Source organism: Arthrobacter sp. 'calajunan', assembly GCF_046940185.1.
Lineage (GTDB): Bacteria > Actinomycetota > Actinomycetes > Actinomycetales > Micrococcaceae > Glutamicibacter > Glutamicibacter soli.
The window spans coordinates 108195-135124 of the sequence record NZ_JBKZDY010000009.1 but is presented as its reverse complement, the minus strand read 5'-3'; the positions used below and the strand labels follow the sequence as shown (position 1 = coordinate 135124).

The following is a 26930-nucleotide window of genomic DNA, read 5'->3' as shown; positions in this document are numbered from 1 at the left end:
CGCGCCGAAGGGCTCTCGTTCGCGACCATTGGCTTCATGGATGGCAAATCGTTGGCCTCGTTCAAGCGCAGAAAACCATGCAGCCAACGACGCAGCACCGACGGGTCGGGTACAGGGCACCCTAGATCCATCAAGCAGTTTCCTGCTCGTCGGCGGAGCGCGAACACCGCCCGCGGGGCCAGTGTTGCCCCGCGCAGTGACCGCGATGCTGCTCGTCGTTTGGCCGCACAATCATGACACCAGCAGTCGCGTGGCTCCTCCGGCCAAAACGATGGCCACGCCAAGGATTCAAGGACTTGGAAAAACCGGCAGTACTCGCGGATGCTGAATGCCCCGGGGCCGCCAGAGCCGGTCTCGGCTTACTTTCCACAGCCAACTGGCGCCCCTGGCCGGGCGCCAATCTGACTCCGGCGGATCCACGGTCTGCCCCAAGCAACGTGACGGCGCGCAGGAAACCGCAAGAGCGTGGATCAGGGCTCTCGCCCACGGGATTCCAGCCCTGGCTTCACCGGAATGACCATCTCGCCCGGACGGAGTTTGATCATCGCAAATACGCCGCCAGCACTGATACCAGAAATCCAGGGCTCGAAGAGGGCGCAGGCACAGACCATGCAATCATCGCGGGCCACGGGGTGACGGTGATGGAGTCTGCCGAAAGACCCCTGCCGCGCTGCCAGCTGAGGCATTGAAAAATTCCGTGATAGCCGCGCTGGACACGGTCGGGGACGGGGTGCACAGATGGCAACTACGCCGCGTGTATTCTCGCTTCGGCCTGCGTGGCATCGTCACGTCGCCACCGCCCAGTATTACAGGAAAGGACGGAGCCCTACGGGCAAGACGGCATAGGTGATTCACCAGTGCGTGGTATCTCATTTTATAAACTTAAGCGGTACCCTCAGAGAGAAACTCCACGATGATCACCGAGCGCCGAAAAGCGAAACACGGGGAACCTTTCCGCAACTTCACAGCGGACTTCGTGAACGACCACTTTCTCGGCAAGCTGCCGTCGGCGGAGGAACAAATGAATATCCCAGAACTTCACACCCCTGCTGCCCAGCGCATGCAAGAACTCTTCGAATGCCCCGAAGCCAGGAGGCATCTCACCTCATATGGATGGATGGAAGGCATGCCAGTAGTCTTCGCCCACGCCTGTGAACGTGTGGAAGACATCATGGGGCTAGTCTCCGTGCACGGGCGCGCTGTACTTCTGGTACGCATTGATGGCCAAACCAATGATCTGCAGTTATGGCACATCAGTGTCCCGAGTCCGATCTTCACGCGCGTGGAGCCGGTCTCTCCTGAGTCGACAATTCAAGACCTTTGCGTCAGACATCCCAAAAGCCGGCTCACTCCGTTCCGGGTGGCATTCTGGTCACACAGTGCTGCCATCCATGAAATTCCACTCCATCCCTATACCAATTGACATGACTTGCGTAAATTAATTTCGTCTTATCACAATTAGATTACGAAGAACGAAATCATTCCTAACCTGCGCGAATCCTGATAAGGGTTGCGCCGCGTAAGAATGGTAAAACCACACCCTTAATCCCTAAGCCTCTCATATTCTGAAGTATCTACTGACTAGGCGCTACGCGCGTCGATCGAACCAGGGACTCCTCCATTCTTATAGCGGTATGGCCACGGAAGATCCTTGGCGCATTCACGAATGCTTATTAAGCGATAAAGCCGAACTATCCTTCAGTGGCCTAATCTTTTAGGGTAGAAATAACACCGCAAACAGGCAGGATGAAAGGTAGCCGGTTTGCATGGTGACTTGTTCCAAGTTGATGGGGATCACTCGGAAGACTCAAGAACACAGTGGAGGTAGTACCAATGCCAGGACGTATCGTACGCACCAAAACCGCCGAGCGCGTGAGTGAACTGCTCGGTTCCCGCGAGGGGCGCCAACACCTGACGAACTACGGATGGGTCCAGGGAATGCCAATAGTGATGTCGATTCCCACGGAGCCTCTCAATGATGTTATGGGCCTAGTCTCCATGCACGGCCGCCCGGTCTTGGTAGCCATGCTCAGTGCCAAGCTCGATGAGTTGAAGTTCCTCTACGTCTCGACCCCCAACCCAGCCCTGCGAAACGCCGCGGTCGAGAAAGATTCGACCCACATCCAAGATCTGTTCGAGCGCGCCGAAGAAGATGGGCTAGTCACCTTCCGAGCCAAGTACTGGGATGCGAGCTCAGTGGCGCACCCGATCCCTGCGTTCCGTCCGACCACCGAGAGCCCCACCTACGCACACCGTTTCAGTGGTTAGTCACCAAGGCAGTTAAAAGCCTGCAAACTGCGACACTTATCCCTGCGGACATAAAGACTTGCTATCGGTTCTGCCATGGCAATTACCGCGAGGTGCTGGAATGCCGGCCCCGTGCGGTACCCCCTCGCAGCTTTGCAGGCTGGCTGGCGGTAAGCATTCCCGCCACCGTCCTTAGCCTTGCGGACCGACCTCGGTCCCGGAATCCGGACTCGCGTGCTTGGTCGCGTTCTCTTGCGCCTCGTGCCTCACGACCTCCGGGTTCGCCCCCAGGGCCAGTCGGCGAACTGTATCAAGCAATTGTTGCACCTCGGTAACCCGCTGAGTCCAATACGCGGTATCAAGATACCCAAATCCGTTATTCGCGTCGGTAGCGAACTGCTCGAAGCTGTTCCTCTGTGTTTCTAAGGCACTAGTCAGATCGTCATACTGGTCGCCGGTAAGGGAAAGATGGATGTCTTTACGAGGTCTATTTGTCATAAGTTTCAGGATTGTTCACTAGATAGCAAGTCCCTTCGACCCTACTCCTCAGCAATGGGTATAGGTCAAGGATTTCAGGATTTACCCAGCACCATCCTATAAGCAAGCGATCCCCTAACAGTCTAAGGAAAAATACGCCGGTTTCTGCTGCAACCAAATGTCTTCCATGATTGCGAAACCCTGTGACCAGCCTCCGAGTCGACGACGGATCCACGCTCCGCGACGTTCGCCCTCAGGACCCAACGCGCGCCGCGATGCGGCCTCAAAACACCGTAGCTGCTTGCTACCCGTTGCCGATAAGGCGGAACGCGTCACTATCAACCGCTGCGAACGCCAACAGGTAGACATCTTGTTCCCCCGGTTGCGGCCCATGCCCAGATAGCCAGCAGTTTCGTTGGCCGACTTGCGAGCGGGTCGGAACCGGCTCTTCTGCGCGCCTGAAGCGACCACCCATCCGGTCGCGGCCGCGGTTGGCAGGTACGACCCCAACTTCTTCTCAACCAGGTAAAACCACTGGAACGGTCAGTCGGTAAGGGCGCGCGGCGATGATCCCGCCGAGCTTGGCCCGCAGCCGCGAGACCTCGGCACGCACGGTTACCGGGGTTACCGGTTCCTGCCAGAGTTCGCGCAACCCGGCCGCGTCCACCCCCTGCTCCCGGCGGGCCAGAAGCTGCAGGATCCGCCAATGCCGGGAGTTCAGCGGCACCTCGGTACGCTCTGATCCCACCCAGATCACCGCGCGCGGCATCGGGCTGGGACACAATTCCAAGACGGTTTGCTCGGCGATGGGGCGCAACATCCATCCGCCCGGCACCGGTGCCGCGTGCATGGCGCCCAGCCCGCGCACCCAGACGCTTCCCTCGTGCAATCCGCCGATCGCCGAAAGCCGCACCGGGCAGTCGAAGCCACGGCTGGCAGCTACCGCGTACTGCTCGTCAACCAGCACGTAGTTATCGGCCGGCTGGTCCACGGCGTCGCGCAGTTCGTTCAGCTTCAACTGGTGCACACGCAGCAGCTCACCCTCCGCTTCCCGGGCGGTCGCGGACACCAACGCGAGGGTGTGCGGGTGCGCAGTGCGGAATGAACCGGCCAGTGTGACGGTGGCAGTGAGCATTCCGGTAGCCGGGCTGACGATCGGCGCCGAGGTGCACACCCAGGCATGCTGTTCCTCGCGGGCGTGCTCCGGGCCGAAAACCTGCACGGGAATCCGCTCGGCCATGGCGGTGCCGATGCCGTTGGTTCCGACATCCGCTTCACGCCAGCGCGCGCCAGCCACGAATCCGATCCCATCGCTCTGCCTGCGCACCGCGCGGGGTCCGAGCACCGTGAGGATGTAGCCCTCGCCGTCGGCGATGACCAGCTGGTTCTCCGCCTGACCCGCCATCGGCAGCAGCCGGTCGCTCAGCAGCTCGCCGAGGATCGACAGCTCATTATTCTCCTGTTGGCGCGCTGCCAGCTCGCCGCTCGGCAACGGCCGGGATTCGCCGCCGCGGCCCTGCGCCCGCTCCCAGGAGCGCGCGATGACCGGGCGAACTTCGCGCTGGATGCGCGCTCCTTCGGACCAGCGGCGGTGCAGCGGCAGCAGCTGGCGGGCGTAACCCAGCGGATCCACGCCGGCGCCAAGCGCTGCCTGAAGGCTCGGAGCGGCCGGAGGGCGGGCAGGTGTCATTCATAGAGGATGACACGCATTCAAGCGCAGGAAAAGACTTGTTTTTCGGCGCGGCATTGCTTCCATAGCGCCCAGAGCGCGGTAGTGCGTTCGGCGCGGCATTGCCTCCGCTTACCGACATGAAACTACGTTTCTTGAATTGAACCTGCGTTTCATGCCACGATATTTGTTGGACGTGCGCCAGCTCACAGGATCGCGGGCGGTGCTACGTGACAGGTACAGAGATCAAAGGACGTCACCCCCATGGCCATGACTCACGCTAACCACTCCGAGCTGACCCCGCTGCGCTTCCTGGAGCGCTCCGCCGAGGTCTACCCGTCCAAGCAGGCAGTCCTGCACGGTACCCGCAGCTACACCTACGCGGAACTCGAAGCCCGGATCCATCGTTTCGCCCAGGTCATCCGCGAGCGCATCACCCCCGGCGACCGCGTGGCCGTGCTGGCCCCCAACACCCCTGAGATGCTCATGGCTCATTATGCCGTGCCGTTGGCCGGGGGCGTGCTGATCGCCCTGAACACCCGGCTGTCCGCCCACGAGCTGCAGTACATCATGGACCACTCCGAGGCGAAGCTGCTCTTCGCCGACACCGAGCTGCTGGGCAACACCAAGATGCTGCGCGCCGAGAACCCCACGCTGCAGGCGCTGATCGAGCTCACCGACGACCAGTTCACCGGGCGGCGCCCCGACGTGGCGGTGGACGCGGTGCTCGACGAGCTGCTGGCCGAAGCCAGCAGGGAGAAGCTGCCCTATTCCGTCGAGGACGAGCGCGCGCCCATCACGCTGAACTACACCTCCGGCACCACCGGCAAGCCCAAGGGCGTGCTCTATTCGCACCGCGGCAGCTACCTGAACTCGCTGGGCGAGGCCATGCACCAGGGCATGAACTCCGCCACCCGCTACCTGTGGACCCTGCCGATGTTCCACTGCAACGGCTGGTGCACCCCGTGGGCGGTCACCGCCGCCGGCGGCACCCATCTGTGCCTGCGCGCGGTGCGCGAGGACTCGGTGTGGGACGCCATCGAGAACCTGGGCACCACCCACCTGTGCGGGGCCCCGACCGTCTGCTCGATCATCGCCGACGCGCCCCGCGCCCACGAGCTGGCAGCGCCGCTGCGCATCACCACCGCCGGGGCCCCGCCCTCGCCTGCCATCATCTCCAAGCTGCAGAAGCTGGGCATCGAGGTGGTGCACGTCTACGGGCTGACCGAGGTCTACGGCCCGTACACCATCTGCGAATACCAGGATGCCTGGGACGAATTGGCGCCGGCTGAGCGCGCCGAGCGGCTCTCCCGCCAGGGCGTCGGCATGATCACCGCCGAATCCGCGCGCGTGGTGGACCTGGACATGAACGACGTGCCCGCCGACGGGGAAAGCATGGGAGAAATCGTGCTGCGCGGCAACAATGTGATGATCGGCTACTACCGCGACCCGCAGGCCACCGAGCAGGCCTTCACCGGCGGCTGGTTCCACACCGGGGACCTGGGCGTGATGCACCCCGACGGCTACATCCAGGTCCGCGACCGCGCCAAGGACATCATCATCTCCGGCGGGGAGAACATCTCCACCATCGAGGTCGAGCAGGCGCTGGCCGCACACCCCGAGGTGCTGGATCTGGCGGTGGTCGGCGTGCAGGACGAAAAGTGGGGTGAACGCCCGGTGGCCTACGTGATCCGCGCCAGCGGCTCGCAGCTGGATGCCGAGGGGCTGATCAGTTTCGCCCGTGAGCGCCTGGCCGGATACAAGGTGCCGCGCACCATCGTGTTCCCGCAGGATCTGCCGCGCACCTCCACCGGCAAGGTGCAGAAGAACGTGCTGCGCGCGCAGGCGCTGGAAGAGGCCGCCGGATAGGCCCCGGCGGGGTTCCGCGGCGCACCGCAACGGCGTAGAGTTGGCGCACCGCATAGCCCACCGAACGGAAGGTCCGCCATGCCCGCAACCTATACCTTCGACGTCTTCAGCTCCGTGGACGGCTTCGGCAGCGCCGGCGGCGACTGGGGCGGCTACTGGGGCAAGCAGGGCCCCGAGCTGCTCGAGCGCCGGCTGCAGCTCTACACCCCGGCCTGCCGCATGGTCTACGGCGCCAACACCTTCCGGCTCTTCGAGCGCTTCTGGAACGAGATCGCGGACAACCCGGAAGTCGAGGACCCCTGGGGCATCGCCATGCACGAGCAGCCCGCCACGGTCATCTCCACCACCCTGTCCGAGCCGTTGGACTGGCCCGACGCGGTGCTCGAACGCGAGGACGCACTGAGCGTGGTGGCCCGGCTCAAGGCCGAATCCACGGTGCCGCTGCGCTCCCACGGTTCTCTGGCGATGAACCACTCGCTGCTGGCCGCCGGCCTGGTGGACTTCATCCAGGTCACCGTGTTCCCGGTGCTCACCGGCCGCAACGGCGCTTCGCCGGTGTTCGCCGGGGTGGACGACTACGACCTGGAGCTCGTCGACTCCCGGCTGCTGGATGGCAGCATCCAGGAACTCACCTACCGCCCGACCCGGCACGGCTAGCCGCCCCCGGCGGCTGAGAGGAGGTCCAGGTGGCCAGGAAGGGCGCACCGGCGCACCGCACGCGTTCCACGCTTTCCCTGCGCGCCCTGGGGCTGCTAGCGGCCGGGGCGCTGGCGCTGGCCTCCTGCTCGACTCCCAACAACCCGGCGCCGGCCGGCCCCGTTCCCACCAGCGATGCACCCACCAGCGGCTCGCCCTCCGGGGCGGAAAACACCCAGGGCGCAAGCTTCCACACGCTGGCCTCGAATCTCAACGCTCCGTGGTCGGTGGCGGATGCCGGGGATGCGCTACTGGTCAGTGAACGGGACTCCGGGCGCGTCCTGGAGATCCTCGATTCAGGCGCCGTGCGCGAGGTCGGCCGGCTGCCCGATGTGGACTTCGGCGGCGAGGGCGGGCTGCTGGGCCTGGCCTTCAAGACCCCGGACCGGCTCTACGCGTATTCCACCGGCCCGAACGGCAACCGGATCCAGCGTTTCACGCTGGCCGGGGCGGTAGGAAGCTATTCGCTGTCCGAGCCCAGGACGCTGCTGGACGGGCTGCCTTCAGCCTCCAACCACAACGGCGGGCGGCTGGCCTTCGGACCGGACGGCATGCTCTACGCCAGCGTCGGGGATGCGGCGCGGCCGGCGAGCGCGCAGGATCTGGGCAGCTTGGGCGGCAAGATCCTGCGGATGGACGCGGAGGGAGGCGTTCCGGCGGACAACCCGTTCCCGGATTCCTACGTGTACAGCTACGGCCACCGCAACGTGCAGGGGCTGGCCTGGGACGCCGACGGCGCCATGTACGCCAGCGAATTCGGGCAGAACACCTGGGACGAGCTGAACAAGATCACCGCAGGCGGCAACTACGGCTGGCCGGAAGTGGAAGGCACCGGCGGCACCGGGGAGTTCACCGACCCCGTCGCCCAGTGGAGCACCGACCAGGCCAGCCCCAGCGGCATCGCGATCATCGATTCCGTGCTCTACCTGGCCAACCTGCGCGGGCAGCGGCTGCGCGCGGTGCAGCTGGACGACCCGGAAAAGCAGCGGGAGCTGCTGGTCAACGAGCTGGGCAGGCTGCGCGACGTGGTCCCGGGGCCGGATGGGCGGCTGCTGGTGCTGACCAACAACACCGACGGGCGCGGCGACCCGGGCCCGCAAGACGACCGGCTGATCTCCCTCCCGCCGTCAGGGACCGGATAGCGGGCTTCCACCCTGCAAACGCCGACGGCCGGCACCGCCCCGTCAGGGGAAGTGCCGGCCGCCGATATGACCTCGGGCGCTACTGCGCTGGGCGCATGTCCCCGGTGGTGCGGAAGCGCTCGTGCCAGGACAATGCCTCGCCCAGCAGGTGCGGCGTGTGCTTGCCGTAGCTTTCCTTGCGGGCGCGGTCGAAGTAGTCCTGCAGCAGCGGACGGTAGTCCGGATGCGCGCAATTGTCGATGATCATCTGGGCACGCTGCTTCGGCGACAGGCCGCGCAGGTCCGCCAGTCCCTGCTCGGTAATCAGGATCATGGTGTCGTGCTCGGTGTGGTCCACGTGGGAGGCGAACGGGACGATGCCCGAGATCTTGCCGTCCTTGGCGGTGGACGGGGACATGAATACCGACAGGTAGCCGTTGCGGGCGAAGTCGCCCGAACCTCCGATGCCGTTCATGACGTGCGAGCCGAGCACGTTGGTGGAGTTCACGTTGCCGTAGATGTCGGCTTCGATCATGCCGTTCAGGGCGATGCAGCCCAAGCGGCGGATGATCTCCGGGTGGTTGGAGATCTCCTGGGCGCGCAGCAGGATGCGGTCGCGGTAGTGGTCGACGTTCTTGTTGAACTCGGCGATGCCTGCCTCGGACAGCGAGAAGCTGGTGGCGGAGGCGAACTCGATGGTGCCGTCCTTGATCAGCTGGAGCATGCCGTCCTGGATGACCTCGGTGTAGGCGGTCAGGCCCTTGTAGCCGCCGCGGGCCAGGCCCGCGAGCACGGCGTTGGCGATGTTGCCCACGCCTGACTGCAGTGGCAGCAGCTTCTCGCTCAGCCGGCCGGCGCGGATCTCGTAGTCCAGGAAGCCCAGCAGGTGGTCAGCGATCTTCTCGCTGGTGGCGTCGACCGGGGCGAACGGGCTCAGGCGGTCCGGGGCGTCGGTCTCCACGACGGCGACGATCTTGTTCACGTCGACGTTCAGGTACTTCTGGCCGATGCGGTCGCGCACGGTGGTCAGGTCGATCGGCTTGCGGTGCGGAGGCAGGGCGGTGCCGTAGTAGACGTCGTGCATGCCGTCCATGGCGGCGGACTGCTGGGAGTTGACCTCGATGATGACCTTGTCGGCCATTTCCAGCCAGGTCTTGTTGTTGCCCACGGAGGAGGAAGGGATCAGGTCGCCCTCGGCGGTGACGCCGACAACCTCGACGATGGCCAGGTCGATCTTGCCGTAGAAGCCGAACCAAGCGTGCTGGGCGACATGGGACAGGTGGATGTCCATGTACTCCATGTTGCCCTCGTTGATACGGCGGCGGAGCTCCGGGTCGGACATGTACGGCAGGCGGAGGTTCATGCCCTCGGCCTTGGCCAGTACGCCGTCCAGTTCCGGAGCGGTGGAGGCACCGGTCAGAACGTTGATCTTGAAGTCTCGGCCGGCGTCATGCTCGTCGCCGATGAGCTTTGCCAAAGCGCCTGGCACGGCTTTCGGGTAGCCGGCGCCGGTGAAGCCGCTCATGGCCACGGTCATGCCCGGCTTAACGAAAGTGGCAGCCTGTTCTGCGCTCATCAGTCGTTCGGTGAAGGCGCGATGGTGGATACGCTGGTGCAAAATAGCCCTTTCTCACTTCTTTGTGATCCACGTCTGTAACGAGTATCTCAACCTACTACTCTAGTGTCGCTTTCGACCGTCCGGGGCCAGCTTCTAGGCCCAATGCCGAATAAAGCAGGGGCAAAGCGCTGACCTGTCCAGAGTTTGCGGTGACCGGTCGCCGGAAATTCACCGCGTGCGACTAGTATTCTCCCGAACACCGTGCGCGGTGCAGTTTCAACCTCGTTCTAAGTCCATTGACAGGCTCGGTGGCTAGGTTGGGTAGTGATGACTACAGCACGAGCCGCCGCACCCCGGCACCGCCTCACTGCGGCGCTGGTCCTGTTGCCGCGCGCAGTGCTTCTCGCCCTGCTGCTGATTCTCGGCCTGCTCTTGATGCACGGGATGAACCTGCACAACGAGCATGCGGCCGGTACTGGCGCCGCGGCTCCCGCCCAGAGCGCCCACGGGCACGCGGCAGGACCCCTGGCGCCGGGATCGGGACTCGTCGCCACGGGAACCCAGCATCTTGTCGGCCAGCCGAACGCGCTGGCCTGCACCGACTGCGATGAGCAGGGCGCACAGGCGGCCGCCACCGGATGCGTCCTCGCGTTCATCCTCTTTTTCCTGCTCTTGCCGCGCCGCGGCAGCGTACTGGTCCGCCGGGTCTCCCCGTCGCGGGCCGGGCCGCGATGTTCCCGGGCAAACTGGAGCGTGCTGCGCGCGCCGAGCCTGATCAGCCTGTGTATTAGTCGCACGTGATGACCGGTGGCGGCCGGAAGCGTTTCGCCGATTCCCTGGCCGCCTCCCGGTAATCCGGCGCGTTTTGCGCGCCCTCGACAACAACACAGGAGATCTTCCATGAAGTCCACCCCTCTGACTCTCAGCGCCCTCGGGGCGGCGGCTGCGCTGGCCCTGGCAGGCTGTTCCGCGCCAGAACCAAACGACCCGGCGGAGCATTCAACCCACGACATGAGTGCCGCCCCGCCTTCGAACGAATCCGTGAACGCCGCGCAGAACGAGGCCGACGAGATGTTCGCTTCGATGATGGTGATACACCATGAACAGGCCATTGAGATGAGCGACATCCTGCTGTCAAAGCAGGGACTGGCCCCGGAAATCCAGCAGCTGGCGCAGGACATCAAGGAGGCTCAGGGCCCAGAAATCCAGACTCTGCGAACCTGGCAGGAACAGTGGAACGTCCCGTCGGACCAGCCCCATTCGATGGGCGAGGATGACGGAATGGTCAGCGACGAGAATCTGGAGAAGCTGCGCCAGGCCACGGCAGCGGAAGGCACCACGCTGTATCTGGAGCAGATGATCACCCACCACGAAGGCGCCGTTGAGATGGCAGAACAAGAGCTCTCAGAAGGACGTTACGCCCAAGCCAAGGACATGGCCCAGCGCATCGTCGACACCCAAACCGCAGAAATTGAGCAGATGAATGATCTGCTTTCCGCACACTAAGCCCGAAGGAAGCAATGAACTCCACCGAAAAACCAAGCGTCTGGAGCCGCCAGGCGGTGCGGCTCGCCGCTCCGTTGGCCATGCTTGCCATGGTGCTCAGCGGCTGCTCGCAGGCACCGGCCCCAACACCTGCTCCGGCATCCCAGTCCGACGCCGAATCTACCGCAGATTCAGGCGAACTGCTTGAACGGTTCGGCCTGCAGGGATTGGACGCGGCGCAGATCATCGATCAGCTGGAGCAGCTGCCGGTTGCCAAACGCCCGGCCAATCTGATGGCCTCGGTCCGTCCCGGGCAGCTGGTGCTCAGCGACGAAGCCGGTCGCCAGGCCGCCATGCAGCTGCCTGCGGACAAATTCTACCTTTCCGTCGCTCCCTACGAGAGCCAAACCCACGACTGCCATTTCCACAGTCTCACCACCTGCCTCGGGGAGCTACAGAATGCTGACGTCATCGTCGATTTCACGACAAACGATGGCACGAAGGTCCTGGACGGCATGCAGCTGGCAACCAATGACAACGGCTTCGTCGGTCTCTGGCTGCCCAGCGGAGTCACCGGTGAACTGACGATCACCGCCGGCGGCAAAACCTCGACGCAGTCCATCTCCACGGCAGGGTCCGAGGACGCCACCTGTCTGACGACCATGCAGGTCGTCTAGGACCGGCTCCCCTTCACCTGGTTCGGCACGGCAGTACACTGCGTGCCGAACCGGTGTGGGCATGGGCCCATGAACGTCGCCACGCCCGAGTTCCGGAGCTTCGAGACGCTCGCTTGGTGCGAAAATCGCCAAATTCCTAAGGAAATCTGGCTGTTACCGTTTTGTCCCCGAACTGCCGTTGACCCGTCATGGGGTCGCTCCTACATTTAAGGTGACTCCCGTCGGGGGCCCTCTGAAAATTCATGTTGGAGGTCGGATTCAAATGAAGAAGTGGACTCGGTGGCAAGACTGGGTCGGTGTCGCGGCAGGTCTGTATGCCGCAATCGCATCTATCTGGCTCAATGGAACAACAACATCCATGACGCTGATGATGGTCTTCGGTTTGCTGATGGTCGTCACCGCAGTGTGGAGCGTTGCGATGCCGCGTCTCGTTTCGATGGAATGGGCACTTGCCATTTCCGGTGCACTGCTTTTTGCCTCGCCGTGGATGGGACAGTTCACCAGCTACGCCATGAGCACATGGGTGTCATGGATTTGCGGTGCCGTTGGCATCGCAGCGGGCTTGATGGCCCTGGCCCCGGCCATGGAAATGCGCCACGCAACAGGCGGCTCAAGCACCGCACACTAGATTCCTCGTGAAAGACCAGTGCATTCACATTGCTTGGGCTCCGGATGATTGACGATCCGGAGCCCAGGCAATGGTTTTTTAGTTGTTCAGGTGCCAATTGGCTCGCCCAGCTCCGTGAGATGTCCCAGCGCTGGGATGCATCCGAACCAGCCGCTTAGTTGAATGCCGCGTGGGGTGCCTTCGGCGACGTAGCGCAACTCCAAGCGGCAGCCGATGGCCTCCGCATGCCGAGGCAGGGTTGCCAGCTGGACGCGGTCCAGATCTCCTGATTCAGGTTTCTTGACCCGCTCGGCGCTGACCTTAAGGCTTCCGACGAGATCCTTGGTGCTCAAACCTGCTACTTCGCGAAGCTGCGCCAGCTAGGTATATCCGTCGCAATCCTTGGGAAATCTGGCACGCCTCTTCTGGGATTCCTTGGCCAGATTTTCGATCAATCGGGGAGAACGGTACACAAGAGATTCGGCTTTCTCGATGCACGCGAACTATCAACAAAGCCACGGGAGGAACCAACGGTTGCTAGCTTCGGCAGCTGGGCAGGATGATCCGTGATGTCCGTCGTGTTTCTAAATGCGGCCGATTCGGCGCGCTTCGAGCCGTCGGCGTACTGCGGATCCGGCTTGTTCCACGGCGTCGGCGATGCCCAGACCTTGGTGCAGCCCTGCCACGATCGAGGCGGCCATGACGTCCCCGGTTCCCTTGACACGCACGTCCAGGCGCTCGTAGCCGATGGCGGCGACCTCAGCTGCTGTCACGACGAGATCCTCGCCGTGCTGCCTGTCCTGCCCCTCCAAGCCGCTGGCAACCACCCATTGGCAGCGTCCGGACAGCAGACGGCGCGCGTCCTTGATGATCTGGTCGACGGGTTGCTCGCGCGCCGGGGGGCTTTCAAGCAGGTGCTGCAGTTCAAAGAGGTTGGGAACGATCCCGGTAGCCAGCGGGAGCAGCTCCTTGCGCAGGGCAGCGGCGACCTCGGGATCGGTGTAGGCTCCCACGTCGTAATCCCCAAGCGTGGGATCGACGACGACGCGCAGCTGCGGGCGGCGTTCGAGCAGCATGCGAAGCCAGCTGGCTACGGCGACCACCTGGGCCGGGCCGGCGAAGTACCCGGTGTAGACGGTGGAGACCTCATCTGCGATGCCGAGCGCGGTGAGGTCATGCAGCGCGTCCGCAACCCATGGGCCCGACAGGTCGGCGGCGTGCACCTGCGGGTAGTGCGGCAGGTTGCTGAGCATGGCGGTGGGCAGCGCCGCGACCTTCAGGCCGCGCTCCGTCAACACCGGCACCGAAGCGCTCAGGCCGACCGTGCCGTAAACCACTTGGGATCCGATGGCAATGATATCCACCGGGCAGGAATCCAGTTCCCACCGTTCACGCGACAATGCGCTGTTTTCATCCTGTTGTTCCACACCCATATCTTAACGGGAGGGAGCCCCTGCCGTTCTTTCGGAGTGCTTTGATTAAACGCCAACGGGTGGCGCGCTCCCCTTGCGGAGAGTGCGCCACCCGTCGGACAGGAAGCAGGTCTGGAGGACTTACTTCTTTGCAGCAGCAACAACCTGCAGGCGCAGGTTTGCAACAACGTCCTCGTGAACGCGAACGGTTGCGGTGTAGTTGCCAGTCGACTTGATGTGGTCGCTGACCTCAATGTTGCGCTTGTCGATCTTGCCCAGACCAGCGTTTGCAACAGCAGCAGCAATGTCTGCGGTCTTCACGGTGCCGAACAGGCGGCCGTTGGCGCCAGCCTTGACGGTAACCTTGACCGGCTGGGACTTCAGCGATGCTGCAAGAGCCTGAGCTTCCTCAAGGTTTGCAACGGCGCGAGCAGCGCGAGCAGCCTTGATGGAATCAACCTGCTTCTCACCACCCTGGGTCCAAACGATTGCGAAACCGCGTGGCAGCAGGTAGTTACGGGCGTAGCCGTTCTTTACCTCGACAATATCGCCAGCAGCACCGAGACCGGATACTTCGTGAGTCAGAATGATCTTTGCCATTTTGCTATCCCTTCTTCCTTAGCCTCGGCCAGCGCCGGAGTAAGGCAGCAGGGCAACTTCACGTGCGTTCTTGATTGCCTGTGCGATCTTGCGCTGTTCCTGCACGGAAACGCCGGTCACACGACGAGCGCGGATCTTACCGCGATCGGAGATGAACTTGCGCAGCAATGCGGTGTCCTTGTAGTCGATGACGGTGATGTCAGCGGCCTTCAAGGGGTTGGACTTTGGTTTGGGCTTACGGATTTCAGCCTTAGCCATCGTGGAGCTCCTTTAGTTTGGGAGCCCGCAGATTATTCTGCGGGATGGTGAATAAATAGTGGTTAGAAAGGCGGTTCGTCGTTGCCCGGGTTGCCCCAGCCACCACCGTTGTTTCCGCCAGTGCTCCACGGGTCGTTGGCTGGAGCGTTCCAGCCACCACCCTGCTGCGGCTGCTGTTGCTGCGGCTGCTGTGGTGCATTTTGCTGTGGTGCGTTGGAGAAGCCTCCACCGCCAAATCCGCCGCCGCCACCGCCGGAGCGCTGGGTGCGGGTTACCTTGGCGGACGCAAAGCGGAGCGACGGGCCGATTTCATCGACCTCGAGCTCCATAACGGTGCGACGTTCGCCTTCCTTGGTGTCGTAAGAACGCGAGCGCAAACGACCCTGGGCGATGACGCGCATGCCCTTGGTCAGCGTTTCTGCAACGTTCTCTGCAGCCTCGCGCCATACCGATGCACGCAAGAACAGGGCTTCCCCGTCCTTCCATTCATTGGTCTGGCGGTCAAAGGTGCGAGGAGTCGAAGCGATCGTGAAGTTCGCTACGGCTGAGCCGGACGGCGTGAAACGCAGCTCCGGATCGGCGGTCAGGTTTCCGATAACGGTAATAACAGTCTCGCCTGCCATTGACTCTCCTTAGAAAAGTTTGAACGTTTGTCCTACGACGGAAGTACTTGCGTGATTAAACGCGAGCCTCTTCCGGACGGGTGACCTTGTGGCGCAGGATCAGTTCGTTGATCTTGAGCTGACGCTCAAGCTCAGCCGAAGTAGCTGGATCTGCGGTGTAGTTCACCACGATGTAGGTGGCTTCTGCCTTCTTCTTGATCTCGTAAGCCATCTTGCGACGACCCCAGACATCAACCTTGTCGATGGTGCCACCGTGGGAGCGAACAACCTCGAGGTACTTCTCGATGGTTGGCTCTACGGTGCGGTCATCGACCTCTGGATCGATGAGGACCATAAGTTCATAAGCACGCATGTGAACCCACCTCCTTTGGGCTAAACGGTCGCGGCCTTTCCGCAACAGGAGGTTCTTGCGTTGCCTGAGCCGGACACACCCAAGTTTCGGGCGTGCGGTAGCACAGACCTTCCAAGCTTACCCGAGGGTGCCCGCCTTGTAGTAGTCAAGGTGTCGCAGATCATGAAATGCGCTCCGCGCTCGCGACCCGTACCTGTATTAGCCCTCCAGGTCGCGGTCGATCAGCGGTTGGATCCGGTTGATGAAGTCCGGGGCAAGGGTGCGCATGTAGGTGTCTGAGACATGGTGCTTGTCCCGGTACACCAGAACGTTGCCCACGAGCGACGGGCAGGTTTCCTCGGTGCAGAATTGATCGGTGAGATCCAGGACCTGCACACGCGGCTCCAGCTTCCCTGCTTCTCCGGTGACATCCCCCGGCGGCAGGGCCTTGTCCCGCGGGGTGACGCACCGTTGAGGATTCTCGGGATTCTCGGCCAGGCAGTCCCTGGCGTAGCCTTTGAGCGCCGGACGGGGTGTGTCCACCAGCGAGATGACGTCAATCCCCGCATCTTCGAGCTCCGACCAGGCCTCGGCAAATCCCCGTGCAGCGTCCGAAGTGTAGGACGGTTCGGCCCAATTGGCAGTCAGCACCACGTCGATGTCGCCGCGCTCGGCCAAACGCCGCGCGGTTTCCCTGTTCGCCTCGCTGCAGGAAATCGACCCGTCGGCTTCCGCTGTGCGCTGCGCCTTGGAGAACGGGCAGGAGTCCTTCAGATAGGTAACCAGCTTCCAGTCGTTGGCATCAGCCAGCGCCTGCACGGCCTGGTACCAGTGCGTGGCGTGCGAATCGCCGACCAGCGCAATGGTGGTCTTTGCTGACGGGTTGCCGAATTCGCATTCCTTGGCCTGCGTGGACTGGGGTTTTTGCACGCAGTCCCCGAGCTGCGGAAAATCACCGCTGGCTTCGCTGAGCGTGGGAACAATCTGACGGTTCTCGCCCAGATAGGCCGGCATGCCCTGCGCCAGCGAGGCGGCGCCGAAACCGGGAGGCGGGTTGCTGGTCAGTTCGGCCGCCTGCTTGTTCTGCTTCTCAGCGAGGGCGGACTGCGCCTGCTGCGGGACGAATCCCAGCGTCGCGACAAGCCCTACGGCAGCTGCCCCGGCCAGCACGGTGCGGCCGGCTCCGCGCGACAAGGTCGGCCAGCGGCGCACCGGATTCTCGACATAGCGGAAGCTGAGCTGCGCCAAAAGCAGCGACAGGGCAAGCAGGCCCACGGATTCCAGCGGGCCGGGATCACCGCCGGTAAGCTGCGCGGCAAAGACGATCAACGGCCAGTGCCACAGGTACAGGGAATAGGACACTGCGCCGACCCACTGAATCGGTCCGCTGTCCACCACCGGGTGTAGCGACAGCAGTCCTTCGGTGCGCTCCGCGGCGATGATCAGCACCGTGGAGAGGACCGGGACCAGGGCGGCAACACCGGGGAAAACGATATCCCCGCTGTATGTGAATGCCGCGCCGGCCAGCGCGGCCAGCGCAAAAAGCACCAGGACATTGCGCAGCACGGCGGGAATTCCTTCCAGAATCCGCCGTCCGGTTTCCGCCCGCTGTGCGGCAACCAGGGCCAGCAGACCGCCAGCCGCCAGTTCCCAGACCCGGGTGGTGGTGACAAAATATCCGCTGGGATCACCTGAGAAACCCAAATAGGCCGAATAGGCCAGCGAAGCCAGCGCGGTGGCCGAGAAACCGATCCACAAGGCGCTGGTTCTCCAGCGGCGAAGCGGTCCGGCAAAGGCGGCCACCACCAGCAGCGGCCAGAAAAGATAGAACTGCTCCTCCACACCCAGAGACCAGAAGTGCTGCAGCGCGCTCGGGGCTTCCTCGGCTGCGAGATAGTCCACCGACGACGCGGCCAGCACCCAGTTCTGCACCGACAGGGCGGAAGCCACTGCCTGGATGCCGAGCGATTCCCACAAGGTGCTGGGCAGGAGCAGCAGCGTTCCCGCCACGACCACCACGATCACCAGCAGCGCCGCAGGCAGGATTCGCCGCACCCGCCCGGCGTAAAAGGACAGCAGGTCGATGCGGCCGGTGCGGTCGGCTTCGCGGAGCAGATGGGAAGTGATGAGGAACCCGGAGATGACAAGGAAAATATCCACCCCGATATACCCGCCGGGCAGGATCCGCGGTTCCAGATGGTAGACCACCACCAGCAGGACCGCCAGTGCGCGCAACGCCTGGATTTCGGGCCGGAAGTTTCTGATCGGGGCGGCAAACGAACTCATAGTGCTTGATCGAATCAGCCCCGGGTAAACATCCGGTGAGCACCAATCAACGGGCGCAGAAACTGCGCGTCTGAAATGACTGAAAAGGCTGGCGTAATTCAATTGTTTCGCAAGCCGTTCATCGGTAGCGTTTCCAGATGTTCCCGTGATCTTCCGCGCTGCCCGACGTTAGGACCCGCAATGCCCCAAGCCAAGTCGTTTGCAGTGGTAGGTGCCGGGATCATCGGCGCCGCGGTGGCCCGGGAACTGCTGGCCAGATATCCCGGATCGAGCGTCACCGTCGTGGAGAAGGAACAGGCGGCAGCCGGGCACCAGACGGGGCACAACTCCGGGGTAGTCCACGCCGGGCTCTACTACGAGCCGGGAGGCCTCAAGGCCAAGCTGTGCCGGCGCGGGGTTGAACTGCTCCAAGACCTTGCCCAGGCCAGGTCTCTTCCCTATGAGCAATGCGGCAAACTGGTGGTGGCGCTGGAAGCCGACGAGGAACAGCGGCTGAAGAACATCTTCGAACGGGCGCAAGCCAACGGTGTTCCCGGGGTGGGGATGCTCGGTCCGGATGGCATCAAAGACATCGAGCCGAATGCGGTGGGGCGGATGGCCCTGCACTCCCCAGGTACGGCGATCATCAGCTATGCCGCGGTGACCGAAGCCCTGCTCGACGACGTGCGGCTGGCAGGCGGAGAAGTGCGTTTCGGCTGCGCCGTAGAGCGCATCGAGGAACTAGCCACCGGGGTGCGCCTGCATACAAGCAACGGGCAGTTTCTCGCAGACCACGTCATCGTTTGCGCAGGATCCCAGTCCGACCGGTTGGCACGCGGTTCGGGGGCCAGCAACCAGCCGAGCGTCGTGCCGTTTTTCGGCCAGTATTTCCAGTTGGAGGAAAGCTACCGCACCATCCTCAACGGGCTGGTCTATCCGGTCCCGGATCCGAAATACCCGTTCCTCGGCGTCCACCTGACCAAGCGCGTGGATGGCCAGATGATGGTCGGGCCCAACGCCTTCCTCTCCCTGTCTCGGGAGAAGTACCGCGGCCTCGGCCTGGATTTCAAGGATCTCGGGGAGGTCATGGCCAATCCTGGTTTCTGGAAGTTCGCGTCGCGGAACTTGCCCACGGCTGTCCGCGAGATCCGCACCGTGGTCTCGGAACAGTTTTTCCTCAGGGAAGCTGCGAAATACGTTCCGTCGCTGGAGGGAGCCAAGGCGACCCGCTTCACCCGCGGCATCCGGGCGCAGGCCATGGACGCCGACGGCAAGCTGCTGGACGACTTCGCCATCGACTACCGCGATCATGCCACGCATATCCGCAATGCGCCGTCTCCCGGCGCCACCAGCTCCCTGGCCATCGCCGAGTACATCGTGGATTCGCTGGTCTCCAGGAGCATCGCCTAACCGCGGGACTGCTTCTCCCGGATCAGGTCCAAGGCCAGCACCGCGCCGACGGTCATCAGGCGGTGCCCCGGGCTGAGGTTCGGTGCGAGCCGTACCGAATAGGTGGACATGCCGATCAGCGCGTTGCCCAGGCCCGACCAGCTGCGCGAAACGGTGGCGATGACCTGGCCGCGGGCGCTGATCTGGAATTCGAAGTCCCAGAGATTTCCGTCCAGGTCGATCTCTTCGCCTTGGAAATCCACGGTGACCTTGGTCTTGAAGAAGGTGATCCGCTTGACGAGGGTCGCGATCTGGTTGCCCTGGCCGTCCATGATCTCCATGCGGTCGCGCCCCACGCTCATGGTGTCCTTCACCTGGAGTACCGGGTTGTCCGGTCCATCGAATACCGTCAGCTGCCGGGACCCGGCGAACATGCGGCCCAGTGCGCTCCCTCCGGTCTCCACGTGGGCTACCTGCACGCCCTCGCCGTCCATGATGGAGAAATCGTTCTTCATGAGGTTCTTGGTCTGCTGGATGACCAGCACGTCAGGTTCGAAGATCGTCATGCCTGCGATTATGCCACCGGCACCTGCGGCCCCGGCCCAGCGCGTGGGCTCATCCCAGGATGCCGCGGTCGGCCTTGGACAGCGGATACCGTTCATCCAGTTTCGGATCCAGTGCCAGCCGGAACAATGCTTCGAGCAGCAGCCGTCCGACGCCCCAGTACACCGGGATCGCCAGCCATATGTACCATCCCCAATCCATGGTGAGGGCGAGGATGAGCGTGGCAAAGAGGACAGCGATCCCCAAACCCCGATAGACCAGCACCACGCCCTTGGTGTACGAGTCACGCTTTTCCTGTTGCTGCGCAACGCGGTATTCCAGCCCATCGACCGAGGCTTGGAACTGCGGTGTTTCCACCCTGGCAAATAAATCTCCCACCGGCACTTGCAGTGCGCCGGCGATTCTCGACAGCGTATCCATGCTGGCATCCTGGCCAGCTTCCAGACGTTGGACTGTTCTAACGGTGACTCCGCTTTCGGTCGCGAGGCGTTCCTGCGTCCATCCCACGGTGCGGCGAATTTCCGATATTCGTGATTCGTTCATGCAGTTCACACTAGCCATGAAGGACACGACAGCACCACGACTTTCTCCCGACAGCTACCCGACAATGTCACGTCACCGCGTATTTTCGGCTTCGGAAAACCTATGGCCGGGTTTTCCTGGAAGCTGCTCGGCATGGTGGCACTCCGCGCGAATTTCATATGCCTGATACGGCATATGCGTTAAATTCGAAGGCCGCGACCGGATGTCCTCCAACGGAGGCTCCGGTCGCGGCCTTTTGGGCGGCTACTCCCCGAAGAAGACGCGAGCCACCTTCGACAGGTACCACGGGTCGTCGACGCCGCACATCTCGCGGGCCGAGTGCATGGACAGCAACGCCACACCCACGTCCACGGTGCGGATGCCGATGCGGGTCGCGGTCAGCGGGCCGATGGTCGATCCGCAGGGAACCCGGTTGTTGGAGACGAACTCCTGGTAGGGCACCCCGGCAGTATCGCACCAGCCGGCGAAGGCGGCGGCGCCCACGGCATCGGTGGCGTACCGCTGGTTGGCGTTGATCTTCAGCAGCGGACCGGCGTTGACCTGAGGTCGGTTCGCAGGGTCGTGGCGCTCTGCGTAGTTGGGGTGCACGGCGTGGCCGGCATCGGCCGACAGGCACACGGAGTTGGCCAGCGCGCGGGCGGTGTCTTCCACCGTGGCACCGAACGAAGCCTGGATGCGCTGCAGCAGTTCCTCAAGGAAGGGGCCGCTGGCGCCCGAACGCGACTCGGAACCCAGTTCCTCGTGGTCGAAGGCCGCCAGCATGGCGATGCGATAGCCCTCGGGCTTGCGTGCGTAGTCGGTCAGCGCAATCAGGCCCGCGTGCACCGAGGACAGGTTGTCCAGGCGCGAGGAAGCGAAGAAGTTCTTGCCTTCGCCGAAGACCTCACCGCGCTGCGCCGGGGCGGTCAGCACGTCGTAGCCAGCGATCTGCGACGGATCCACGCCGGCCGAGGCGGCCAGCACGGCCAGGATGTCCGCGTCAGCCAGGTCCCCGGCCCCGAAAATCGGGTTGGTGTGGGTCTGGCGGTCCAGGGTCAGCCCGTCGTTGACCTGACGGTCCAGATGGATGGCCAGCTGCGGGATGCGCAGCAGCGGCTCGGTCTGCGCCAGATGCACCGAACCGTCGCGCAGCACCAGACGGCCGGCGAGCACCAGCTCGCGGTCCAGCCACGAGTTCAGCAGCGGTCCGCCGTAGACCTCGACCCCTGCCTGCCACCACCCATTGGATCCGGTAGTGGGCTTCGGCTTCAGCTTGAAGCCCGGCGAGTCGGTGTGCGCGCCGAGGATGCGAAAGCCGGAGGTGGCGGTGGCGCCCTCGGGCTGCACCCAGGCGATGACCGCGCCGTCGCGCACCACATAGTAGGAGCCGGCCCCGAGGGCCCATGCCTCGGCTTCGTCCAGCGCCGTGAACCCGGCGGCATCCAGCCGCTTCGCCGCGCTCGCGGCTGCATGGTAACTCGACGGGGAGGTCGCTACGTATTCGGCCAAATCTGCAATGTGTGCCATTGCCGCGGCTTGTGCCATGACTGGATGCTCACTTCTTTCGAGATCGGTTGTCATCAAGTGCTGCTGCCGGCGGGATCTGCCGGGCAGTCTCCAGCTTAGCTCGCTCGGTTTGTCCTTCGGGTGATGAGCCGTAGATTCCAGCACTTGCTTCGAACTCAGCAGACACGGGTCATGACAGCCCCAAGAACCACTTTGCAGGCATTGCACTTATTTCACTTATGGTGCATAGTTAAAATAAGTGAAAGGAGAGAGTAGTGAGCTCACGTGCCACCACCCAAAACCTCCAAGTCCTCGACGTGACTTCTTCCCAGCATGAAGAAGCTGCAGAGGTTGAACGTCGCCTCGACAAAGTTGACCTAAAAAACTTGAAGATTCGTATTGAGTCTACTTCCGGCGAAGAAATCGTCATTCCCAGTGAATTGGGAAAATTGTTGCAGCAAATCCTTCGGATGGCTGCATCGGGACAGTCGATTTCCATCTCTCAAATTACTCAAGATCTAACCAGCGTTGAAGCAGCCAAGATGCTGGGCATGTCACGCCCAACGCTTCTGAAACTAGCGTCACAAGGCGAGATCGAGTTCCACAAGGTGGGGTCCCATTCGCGCTTCGCTCGCAAAGATATCCGGGCTTTTCAAGAAAAACGATTGAAAGACCGACGCCGCGCCTTTGATGAACTCCGGGAATTCGAAGATTCTTTGGACTTGAACGAAACATAAACATCGAAGTGGGCTCTGGATGCATATCATTGGCTCTATGTAGCCGGGGCCCACACTAATATTTCTTGATGCGAACATCCTCCTGTCACGAACATTTCGAGATTGGTTTTGCCTTATCGATCAGGAATCCGGTCATGAGGGGATACAACTTCGCTGGAGCGAGGACGTTCTCGCAGAGTTCGTATACCACCTACGCAAGAAAAATCCTTCAGCATCCGAGGAACAAACCGGTGGTCTGCGCCGGCGCATCGAGATGACCTGCCCCGAAGCTTTAATTTCCAATTATCTGATCAGAGAAGATCTCGTGCAGTCCGGACGCGACAAATTTGATGCGCATGTAGTCGCTGTAGCCGAACATGGTGGCGTTGAGTATCTAGTCACTGAGAACGTCAAGGATTTTCAATCATTTGCCGATGAATATGAATTTGAAATCTACACGGCGGACGAGATGCTTTGCCTAATCAACGAACGCAGACCTGATGTCGTTCGTACTGTTATCCAGAGGCAGCTCCCTTATTGGGCAAAACGCCCAAAATCTAAGTCACTCTACGAAGCGCTTGAAGACGCACAGGCACCCAAATTTGCCGAAAAAGTCAAAATTCAACTCAGGCGATTGGCCATATTGGGCGCGTATTGAAAGCTGGGGATACCAACAACGGAATCAATCCCAAACCTTCAATGAAGTCAGAAACCCGTCAACCCCAGTACCGATCGGAGGTTGGTGGGTTTCGTGATTCTCGCGCGAAAAAACATCTTCACCCACTGGCGCGCCTGACAGTCAGTTAGCGCAGGATCCAGTGCGGTCGAAGGTGCAGGGATTCTCCCGGCGAAGGACTTGGACTGCGCGAGGCGGGGAAAAGCCCGCGAATTGCCCCACCAGGCTTGACGCGGACCGGCGGCGGCGTAAATGCTGTGATCAGGCCTACGCCGACCAAGAAAGCGAGTACATCATGCCAAAGACCCACCGCACGCCCGAAGATTTCCCGGAGCACCGTGATTCCCTCGAGCCGCAGTCGGAAACCGAGGCCGGAGTAGACCTTGAGCCGGCCGAAGAGCCGGGCGCCACGCTGAGTTCCGGCCCGGCTTCCGTTGATACCGAACCCTACGTCCCGGCGGAACCGGACCCAGAGGGGCTGCGGCCGCTGCCGGTGGAGGACACCGAGGAGAAAGCCCATTCGACCAAGCTCGCCCGGCTGTGGACTGCCACCGTCATCAGCGTGCTGCTGCTGGTCCTGCTGATTGTTTTCATCGCGCAGAACCAGGACCCGGTCACCGTGCTGTACTTCGGGCTGCGCGGCGAGATCAGCCTGGGCCTGGCCCTGTTCATCGCGGCGCTGGGCGGCGCACTGGTGGTCGCGGCCGTCGGCGCGGCGCGCGTCATCCAGCTGCGGGCCACCGCACGCAAGAAGCGCAAGGCCGAGCGCAAGGGACTGTAGCTAGAAGTCCAGCCCCTGCGAGGGGATGACCAGCCCGGTCTCGTAGGCGTAGACCACCGCCTGCACCCGGTCGCGCAGGTGCAGCTTGGTCAGGATGCGCCGCACATGGGTTTTCACCGTCGCTTCCGAGAGGAAGAAGCGATGGGCGATCTCCGCGTTGGACAGTCCTTCGGCGAGCGCGCGCAGCACCTCCTGCTCACGCGGGGTCAAGTCGTCCAGCAGCGGGTCGCGCTGCGGCGCGGCGGTGCTCGTCGGGGCCTTTCCCGCGTTGCGCACATAGGTTTCCAGCAGCCTGGCGGTCACGCGCGGCGCCACCACGGCATCGCCGGAGGCCACCAGGCGCACCGCGGAGACCAGTTCCTCCGGGGCGACGTCCTTGAGCAGGAAGGCGCTGGCTCCTGCCTGCAGCCCGGAGAACGCGTACTCATCCAGGTCGAAGGTCGTCAGGATGATGATCTTGGTTTCCGGATGCGCCTTGGCGATGCGTTCGGTGGCTTCGATGCCGTCCATATTGGGCATGCGCACGTCCATGAGGACGACATCCGGGTGCAGGGCCGCCGTCTGGGTCAGCGCCTCCAGACCGTCGGCCGCCTCGCCGGAGATATGGATGTCATCCTCTCCTTCGAGGATCAGGCGGAAGCCCATCCGCAGCAGGGGTTGGTCGTCGACCAGCAGTACCTTGATGTTTTCGTCCATGTCCTACCCCTTTGAAGCCTTCTGGTTACCATTCTTCGCGCTGCACTCCGGCAGCTGCAACATCGCCTTAACAATCCATCCGCCGCTGGCCACGGGACCGGCGTCCACCGTGCCGTCGAAAAGCTCGGCGCGCTCGCGCATGCCGCGCAGCCCGCGGCCGCTGCCCACGCTGGGCACCCGGGTGGCATCCCCGTTGTCCATGATCTCCAGCCGCACCTGATGCCTGCCGCGTTCCAGACGGACCTGGACGTCGGTGACGTTGCGCGCGTAGCGCAGCGAGTTGGTCAACGATTCCTGGATGATGCGGAAGATGGTCAGCGCGAATGCCTTGTCATCCGGCAGCGGCTCCCCCACGTAGGTGTAGGTCAGTGGCAGGCCGGCGGCGCGGAAGCCTTCGAGCAGGTTCTCCATGCTGCCGCCGGTGGGCTGCGGCGCCAGCTCCCCGCCCTCCCCTTCGCGCAGCACGCCGAGCATGCGCCGCATGTCCGCCAGCGCGGCGCGTCCGGTGCCGGACAGCTCCGCGAGCACCTCCTCGGCGCGGTCCTGGTCCCGGCGGCCCACCACGCGGGCGCCTTCGGCCAGCGCGATCATCACCGACAGCGAGTGCGCCACCACGTCGTGCATCTCGCGGGCGATGCGGTTGCGTTCCTGCACCTGCGCCAGCCGGGAGACCTGCGAGGCCCAGTGGTTCAGCTCCGCCTCGTGGATGCGGGCGTTGCGGATGTACACGCCGATGGCGGCGGCGGTGACGTAGAAGCCGATGAGGAACGCCGCGAAGACCCCGATGATGATCACGGCCAGCGTGGATTCGCTGATCCCGTCCGAGGTGTCGAGCTCCATGCCGCTCATGTCGGGGAAGCCGACCAGCACCATGAGGACCATCTGGAAGCTGCCGGCCAGGATGGCCAGCGGAATCGAGCGCCGGGCAGAGTAGCTGGTGGCCACCATGTACAGGGCGAGCATCATGCCCAGGCCCTCGGTCCCGTAGACCGAGCCGACGTCCAGGATCGAGATGCATTCCAGGGCGAACACGATGCACAGCACCGTCATCGGCGCCCGGCGGCGGAACAGCAGCGTGCCGGCGGTGGCCAGCGTGACCAGCAGCAGCGCCAGCTCGTTGCTGGCCTCCATATCCGCCATCAGCAGCACCCCGGGCAGGGTTCCGAGCAGGTAGAAGACCACGACGCCGATGGACACCAAACGCGGATGGGTCCTCAGGTACCTGCGTACCCGGCCCATCCGCTTGGCGGCCAGTTCGTCGAAGGAGGCTAGCGACTCCTGCTGCGAAAGGTTGCTCATGGTTTTCAGTCTAGTTTTCCAATTCCTACTTGACGTCGCGGCTCTTGAGCAGGATTCCCGCCAGCAGCAGCGGGAGCACGATCCATCCGGCCACCCCGACCAGCTGCTGCCAGGTTTCCAGCGTGCTCGGGTAGCTCAGCGGCAGGGCCAGCGACAGCCCCAGCTGGTCCGGCATGAACCGGGCGTAGTCCTTGAACCAGTCGGTGACCGCCATCAGGATCTGCGCGATCATCGGCAGCACGAAGAACAGCGCGACCAGGCTGGTGATGCCGCCGGCGGAGTTGCGCAGCAGCAGGCCCAGAGCCAGGCCGATCAGGGAGGCCATCACCACGGCGAGCGCCCCGTACCAGAGCACCCGCTGGAAGGCCTCGCTGCCCAGGTCCAGGGTCATCGAGTAGTTCTCGGCCAGCGGCCGGCAGACCAGGTAGGCGGCCAGCGTGGACACCAGCTGCACCACCGCGGTCAGCGCGGTGATCAGGATGATCTTGGCGGTCAGCACCCGCAGGCGCTGCGGGCTGGCCAGGAAGGTGCTCACGGCCGAGCCGGTGGTGAATTCGCCGCTGAACAGCAGCACACCCAGCACGCCGAGGATCAGTTGGGAGAACATCAGGCCGGAGGCCATGGTTTCCACGGCGAAGTCAGCGGTGCCCATGCTTTCGGTGCCCGGGATCTGCCCGAGCTCCGGGCTGCTGCTCATGAACGATCCCACGCCCCACACGCCGATCGCGGCGATGCCGATGTACACGGCGATCGAGACCAGGACCAGGATGCGGGTGGAGTTCAACGAGAAAAAGCGGATCATTTCGCTGCGCAGCACGCCGCCCAGGGTGACCCTGCCGTATCCCCGCGCCGCCGCGCGGGATGCTAGTTCGGTGCTCATGGTTTC

The 26930-nt window shown here is 63.1% G+C and carries 28 protein-coding genes; 13 read left to right on the top strand and 15 right to left on the bottom strand.

Annotation, left to right across the window (positions count from 1 at the left end; genetic code table 11):
- Positions 1–913: 913 nt before the first annotated feature.
- Entirely contained in the window at positions 914–1423 is a 510-nt protein-coding gene (locus RF641_RS14300) for a hypothetical protein (RefSeq protein ID WP_424573445.1), read from the top strand.
- Positions 1424–1833: 410 nt separating this feature from the next.
- Positions 1834–2268 (top strand): hypothetical protein, encoded by a 435-nt coding sequence (locus RF641_RS14295; protein WP_424573444.1) that lies wholly within the window; start codon positions 1834–1836, stop codon positions 2266–2268.
- 973 nt (positions 2269–3241) lie between these two features.
- On the opposite strand, the gene RF641_RS14290 is transcribed toward RF641_RS14295, so the two are convergent.
- Positions 3242–4414 carry a GAF domain-containing protein gene (locus RF641_RS14290; protein WP_424573443.1) on the bottom strand — a complete coding sequence of 391 codons (1173 nt, stop codon included), beginning with the start codon at positions 4412–4414 and terminating at the stop codon, positions 3242–3244.
- A 243-nt stretch (positions 4415–4657) separates the two neighbouring features.
- On the opposite strand from RF641_RS14290, the gene RF641_RS14285 reads away from it, so the two are divergent.
- The 3 genes from RF641_RS14285 (at position 4658) to RF641_RS14275 (ending at position 8100) form a co-directional block, all read left to right on the top strand.
- Positions 4658–6262: an AMP-binding protein gene (locus RF641_RS14285; RefSeq protein ID WP_424573442.1), complete on the top strand. Its 1605-nt coding sequence runs from the start codon at positions 4658–4660 to the stop codon at positions 6260–6262.
- Positions 6263–6340: 78 nt separating this feature from the next.
- Positions 6341–6919 (top strand): dihydrofolate reductase family protein, encoded by a 579-nt coding sequence (locus RF641_RS14280; protein WP_424573441.1) that lies wholly within the window; start codon positions 6341–6343, stop codon positions 6917–6919.
- A gap of 29 nt (positions 6920–6948) precedes the next feature.
- Positions 6949–8100, top strand: a complete 1152-nt coding sequence (locus RF641_RS14275) for a PQQ-dependent sugar dehydrogenase (RefSeq protein ID WP_424573440.1) — start codon at positions 6949–6951, stop codon at positions 8098–8100.
- A gap of 79 nt (positions 8101–8179) precedes the next feature.
- Here the strand turns inward: RF641_RS14275 and RF641_RS14270 are convergent, their stop codons facing one another.
- The gene (locus RF641_RS14270) at positions 8180–9697 is read right to left on the bottom strand and encodes an acetyl-CoA hydrolase/transferase family protein (protein WP_272926260.1); all 1518 of its coding nucleotides are present in this window, start codon (positions 9695–9697) and stop codon (positions 8180–8182) included.
- Positions 9698–9964: 267 nt separating this feature from the next.
- Here RF641_RS14270 and RF641_RS14265 point away from each other — a divergent pair, with 267 nt between their 5' ends.
- The 4 genes from RF641_RS14265 (at position 9965) to RF641_RS14250 (ending at position 12427) form a co-directional block, all read left to right on the top strand.
- A complete protein-coding gene (locus RF641_RS14265; protein ID WP_424573439.1) occupies positions 9965–10438 on the top strand; it encodes a hypothetical protein in 474 nt (157 codons plus the stop codon).
- A gap of 99 nt (positions 10439–10537) precedes the next feature.
- Positions 10538–11143, top strand: a complete 606-nt coding sequence (locus RF641_RS14260; RefSeq protein WP_053799236.1) for a DUF305 domain-containing protein — start codon at positions 10538–10540, stop codon at positions 11141–11143.
- A gap of 14 nt (positions 11144–11157) precedes the next feature.
- Positions 11158–11799, top strand: a complete 642-nt coding sequence (locus tag RF641_RS14255) for a CueP family metal-binding protein (protein ID WP_424573438.1) — start codon at positions 11158–11160, stop codon at positions 11797–11799.
- A gap of 262 nt (positions 11800–12061) precedes the next feature.
- The gene (locus RF641_RS14250; RefSeq protein ID WP_047120537.1) at positions 12062–12427 is read left to right on the top strand and encodes an SPW repeat domain-containing protein; all 366 of its coding nucleotides are present in this window, start codon (positions 12062–12064) and stop codon (positions 12425–12427) included.
- 86 nt (positions 12428–12513) lie between these two features.
- Here RF641_RS14250 and RF641_RS14245 read toward each other — a convergent pair whose 3' ends face one another.
- From RF641_RS14245 to RF641_RS14215, 7 genes are all read right to left on the bottom strand, one after another.
- The gene (locus RF641_RS14245; protein ID WP_424573437.1) at positions 12514–12759 is read right to left on the bottom strand and encodes a hypothetical protein; all 246 of its coding nucleotides are present in this window, start codon (positions 12757–12759) and stop codon (positions 12514–12516) included.
- Positions 12760–12990: 231 nt separating this feature from the next.
- A complete protein-coding gene (locus RF641_RS14240) occupies positions 12991–13833 on the bottom strand; it encodes a bifunctional hydroxymethylpyrimidine kinase/phosphomethylpyrimidine kinase (RefSeq protein ID WP_424573436.1) in 843 nt (280 codons plus the stop codon).
- Positions 13834–13959: 126 nt separating this feature from the next.
- Positions 13960–14418 carry a 50S ribosomal protein L9 gene (gene rplI / locus RF641_RS14235; RefSeq protein WP_047120539.1) on the bottom strand — a complete coding sequence of 153 codons (459 nt, stop codon included), beginning with the start codon at positions 14416–14418 and terminating at the stop codon, positions 13960–13962.
- A gap of 18 nt (positions 14419–14436) precedes the next feature.
- The gene (gene rpsR / locus RF641_RS14230; RefSeq protein WP_013350683.1) at positions 14437–14676 is read right to left on the bottom strand and encodes a 30S ribosomal protein S18; all 240 of its coding nucleotides are present in this window, start codon (positions 14674–14676) and stop codon (positions 14437–14439) included.
- A gap of 62 nt (positions 14677–14738) precedes the next feature.
- The gene (locus tag RF641_RS14225) at positions 14739–15299 is read right to left on the bottom strand and encodes a single-stranded DNA-binding protein (protein ID WP_047120540.1); all 561 of its coding nucleotides are present in this window, start codon (positions 15297–15299) and stop codon (positions 14739–14741) included.
- Positions 15300–15354: 55 nt separating this feature from the next.
- Positions 15355–15651 carry a 30S ribosomal protein S6 gene (gene rpsF, locus RF641_RS14220; RefSeq protein ID WP_047120541.1) on the bottom strand — a complete coding sequence of 99 codons (297 nt, stop codon included), beginning with the start codon at positions 15649–15651 and terminating at the stop codon, positions 15355–15357.
- 198 nt (positions 15652–15849) lie between these two features.
- Entirely contained in the window at positions 15850–17916 is a 2067-nt protein-coding gene (locus RF641_RS14215; protein ID WP_424573435.1) for an acyltransferase family protein, read from the bottom strand.
- Between the two features lie 180 nt (positions 17917–18096).
- On the opposite strand from RF641_RS14215, the gene lhgO reads away from it, so the two are divergent.
- Positions 18097–19305, top strand: a complete 1209-nt coding sequence (gene lhgO, locus RF641_RS14210) for an L-2-hydroxyglutarate oxidase (RefSeq protein WP_424573434.1) — start codon at positions 18097–18099, stop codon at positions 19303–19305.
- Here lhgO and RF641_RS14205 read toward each other — a convergent pair.
- The 3 genes from RF641_RS14205 to RF641_RS14195 all read right to left on the bottom strand — a co-directional run bounded on the left by RF641_RS14205 (position 19302) and on the right by RF641_RS14195 (position 21897).
- A complete protein-coding gene (locus RF641_RS14205) occupies positions 19302–19850 on the bottom strand; it encodes an LURP-one-related/scramblase family protein (protein ID WP_424573433.1) in 549 nt (182 codons plus the stop codon). The genes lhgO and RF641_RS14205 overlap by 4 nt on opposite strands.
- A 49-nt stretch (positions 19851–19899) precedes the next feature.
- The gene (locus RF641_RS14200) at positions 19900–20391 is read right to left on the bottom strand and encodes a helix-turn-helix domain-containing protein (RefSeq protein WP_181728100.1); all 492 of its coding nucleotides are present in this window, start codon (positions 20389–20391) and stop codon (positions 19900–19902) included.
- A gap of 243 nt (positions 20392–20634) precedes the next feature.
- Complete coding sequence (locus RF641_RS14195) at positions 20635–21897, bottom strand: M18 family aminopeptidase (RefSeq protein ID WP_424573432.1); 1263 nt, start codon at positions 21895–21897, stop codon at positions 20635–20637.
- Between the two features lie 254 nt (positions 21898–22151).
- Between RF641_RS14195 and RF641_RS14190 the strand changes: the two genes are divergently transcribed.
- From RF641_RS14190 to RF641_RS14180, 3 genes are all read left to right on the top strand, one after another.
- Positions 22152–22613 (top strand): helix-turn-helix domain-containing protein, encoded by a 462-nt coding sequence (locus tag RF641_RS14190; RefSeq protein ID WP_424573431.1) that lies wholly within the window; start codon positions 22152–22154, stop codon positions 22611–22613.
- Between the two features lie 58 nt (positions 22614–22671).
- Positions 22672–23250, top strand: a complete 579-nt coding sequence (locus RF641_RS14185; protein ID WP_424573456.1) for a PIN domain-containing protein — start codon at positions 22672–22674, stop codon at positions 23248–23250.
- A 313-nt stretch (positions 23251–23563) separates the two neighbouring features.
- Positions 23564–24049, top strand: a complete 486-nt coding sequence (locus tag RF641_RS14180) for a lipopolysaccharide assembly protein LapA domain-containing protein (protein WP_424573430.1) — start codon at positions 23564–23566, stop codon at positions 24047–24049.
- Here RF641_RS14180 and RF641_RS14175 read toward each other — a convergent pair whose 3' ends face one another.
- The 3 genes from RF641_RS14175 to RF641_RS14165 are packed head-to-tail and all read right to left on the bottom strand — an operon-like array spanning position 24050 to position 26924.
- Positions 24050–24745 carry a response regulator gene (locus tag RF641_RS14175; RefSeq protein ID WP_161449738.1) on the bottom strand — a complete coding sequence of 232 codons (696 nt, stop codon included), beginning with the start codon at positions 24743–24745 and terminating at the stop codon, positions 24050–24052.
- Between the two features lie 3 nt (positions 24746–24748).
- Positions 24749–26044: a sensor histidine kinase gene (locus RF641_RS14170; protein WP_424573429.1), complete on the bottom strand. Its 1296-nt coding sequence runs from the start codon at positions 26042–26044 to the stop codon at positions 24749–24751.
- A gap of 25 nt (positions 26045–26069) precedes the next feature.
- On the bottom strand, positions 26070–26924 hold the full coding sequence (locus RF641_RS14165) for an ABC transporter permease (protein WP_120991628.1): 855 nt from the start codon (positions 26922–26924) through the stop codon (positions 26070–26072).
- Positions 26925–26930: the final 6 nt, after the last annotated feature.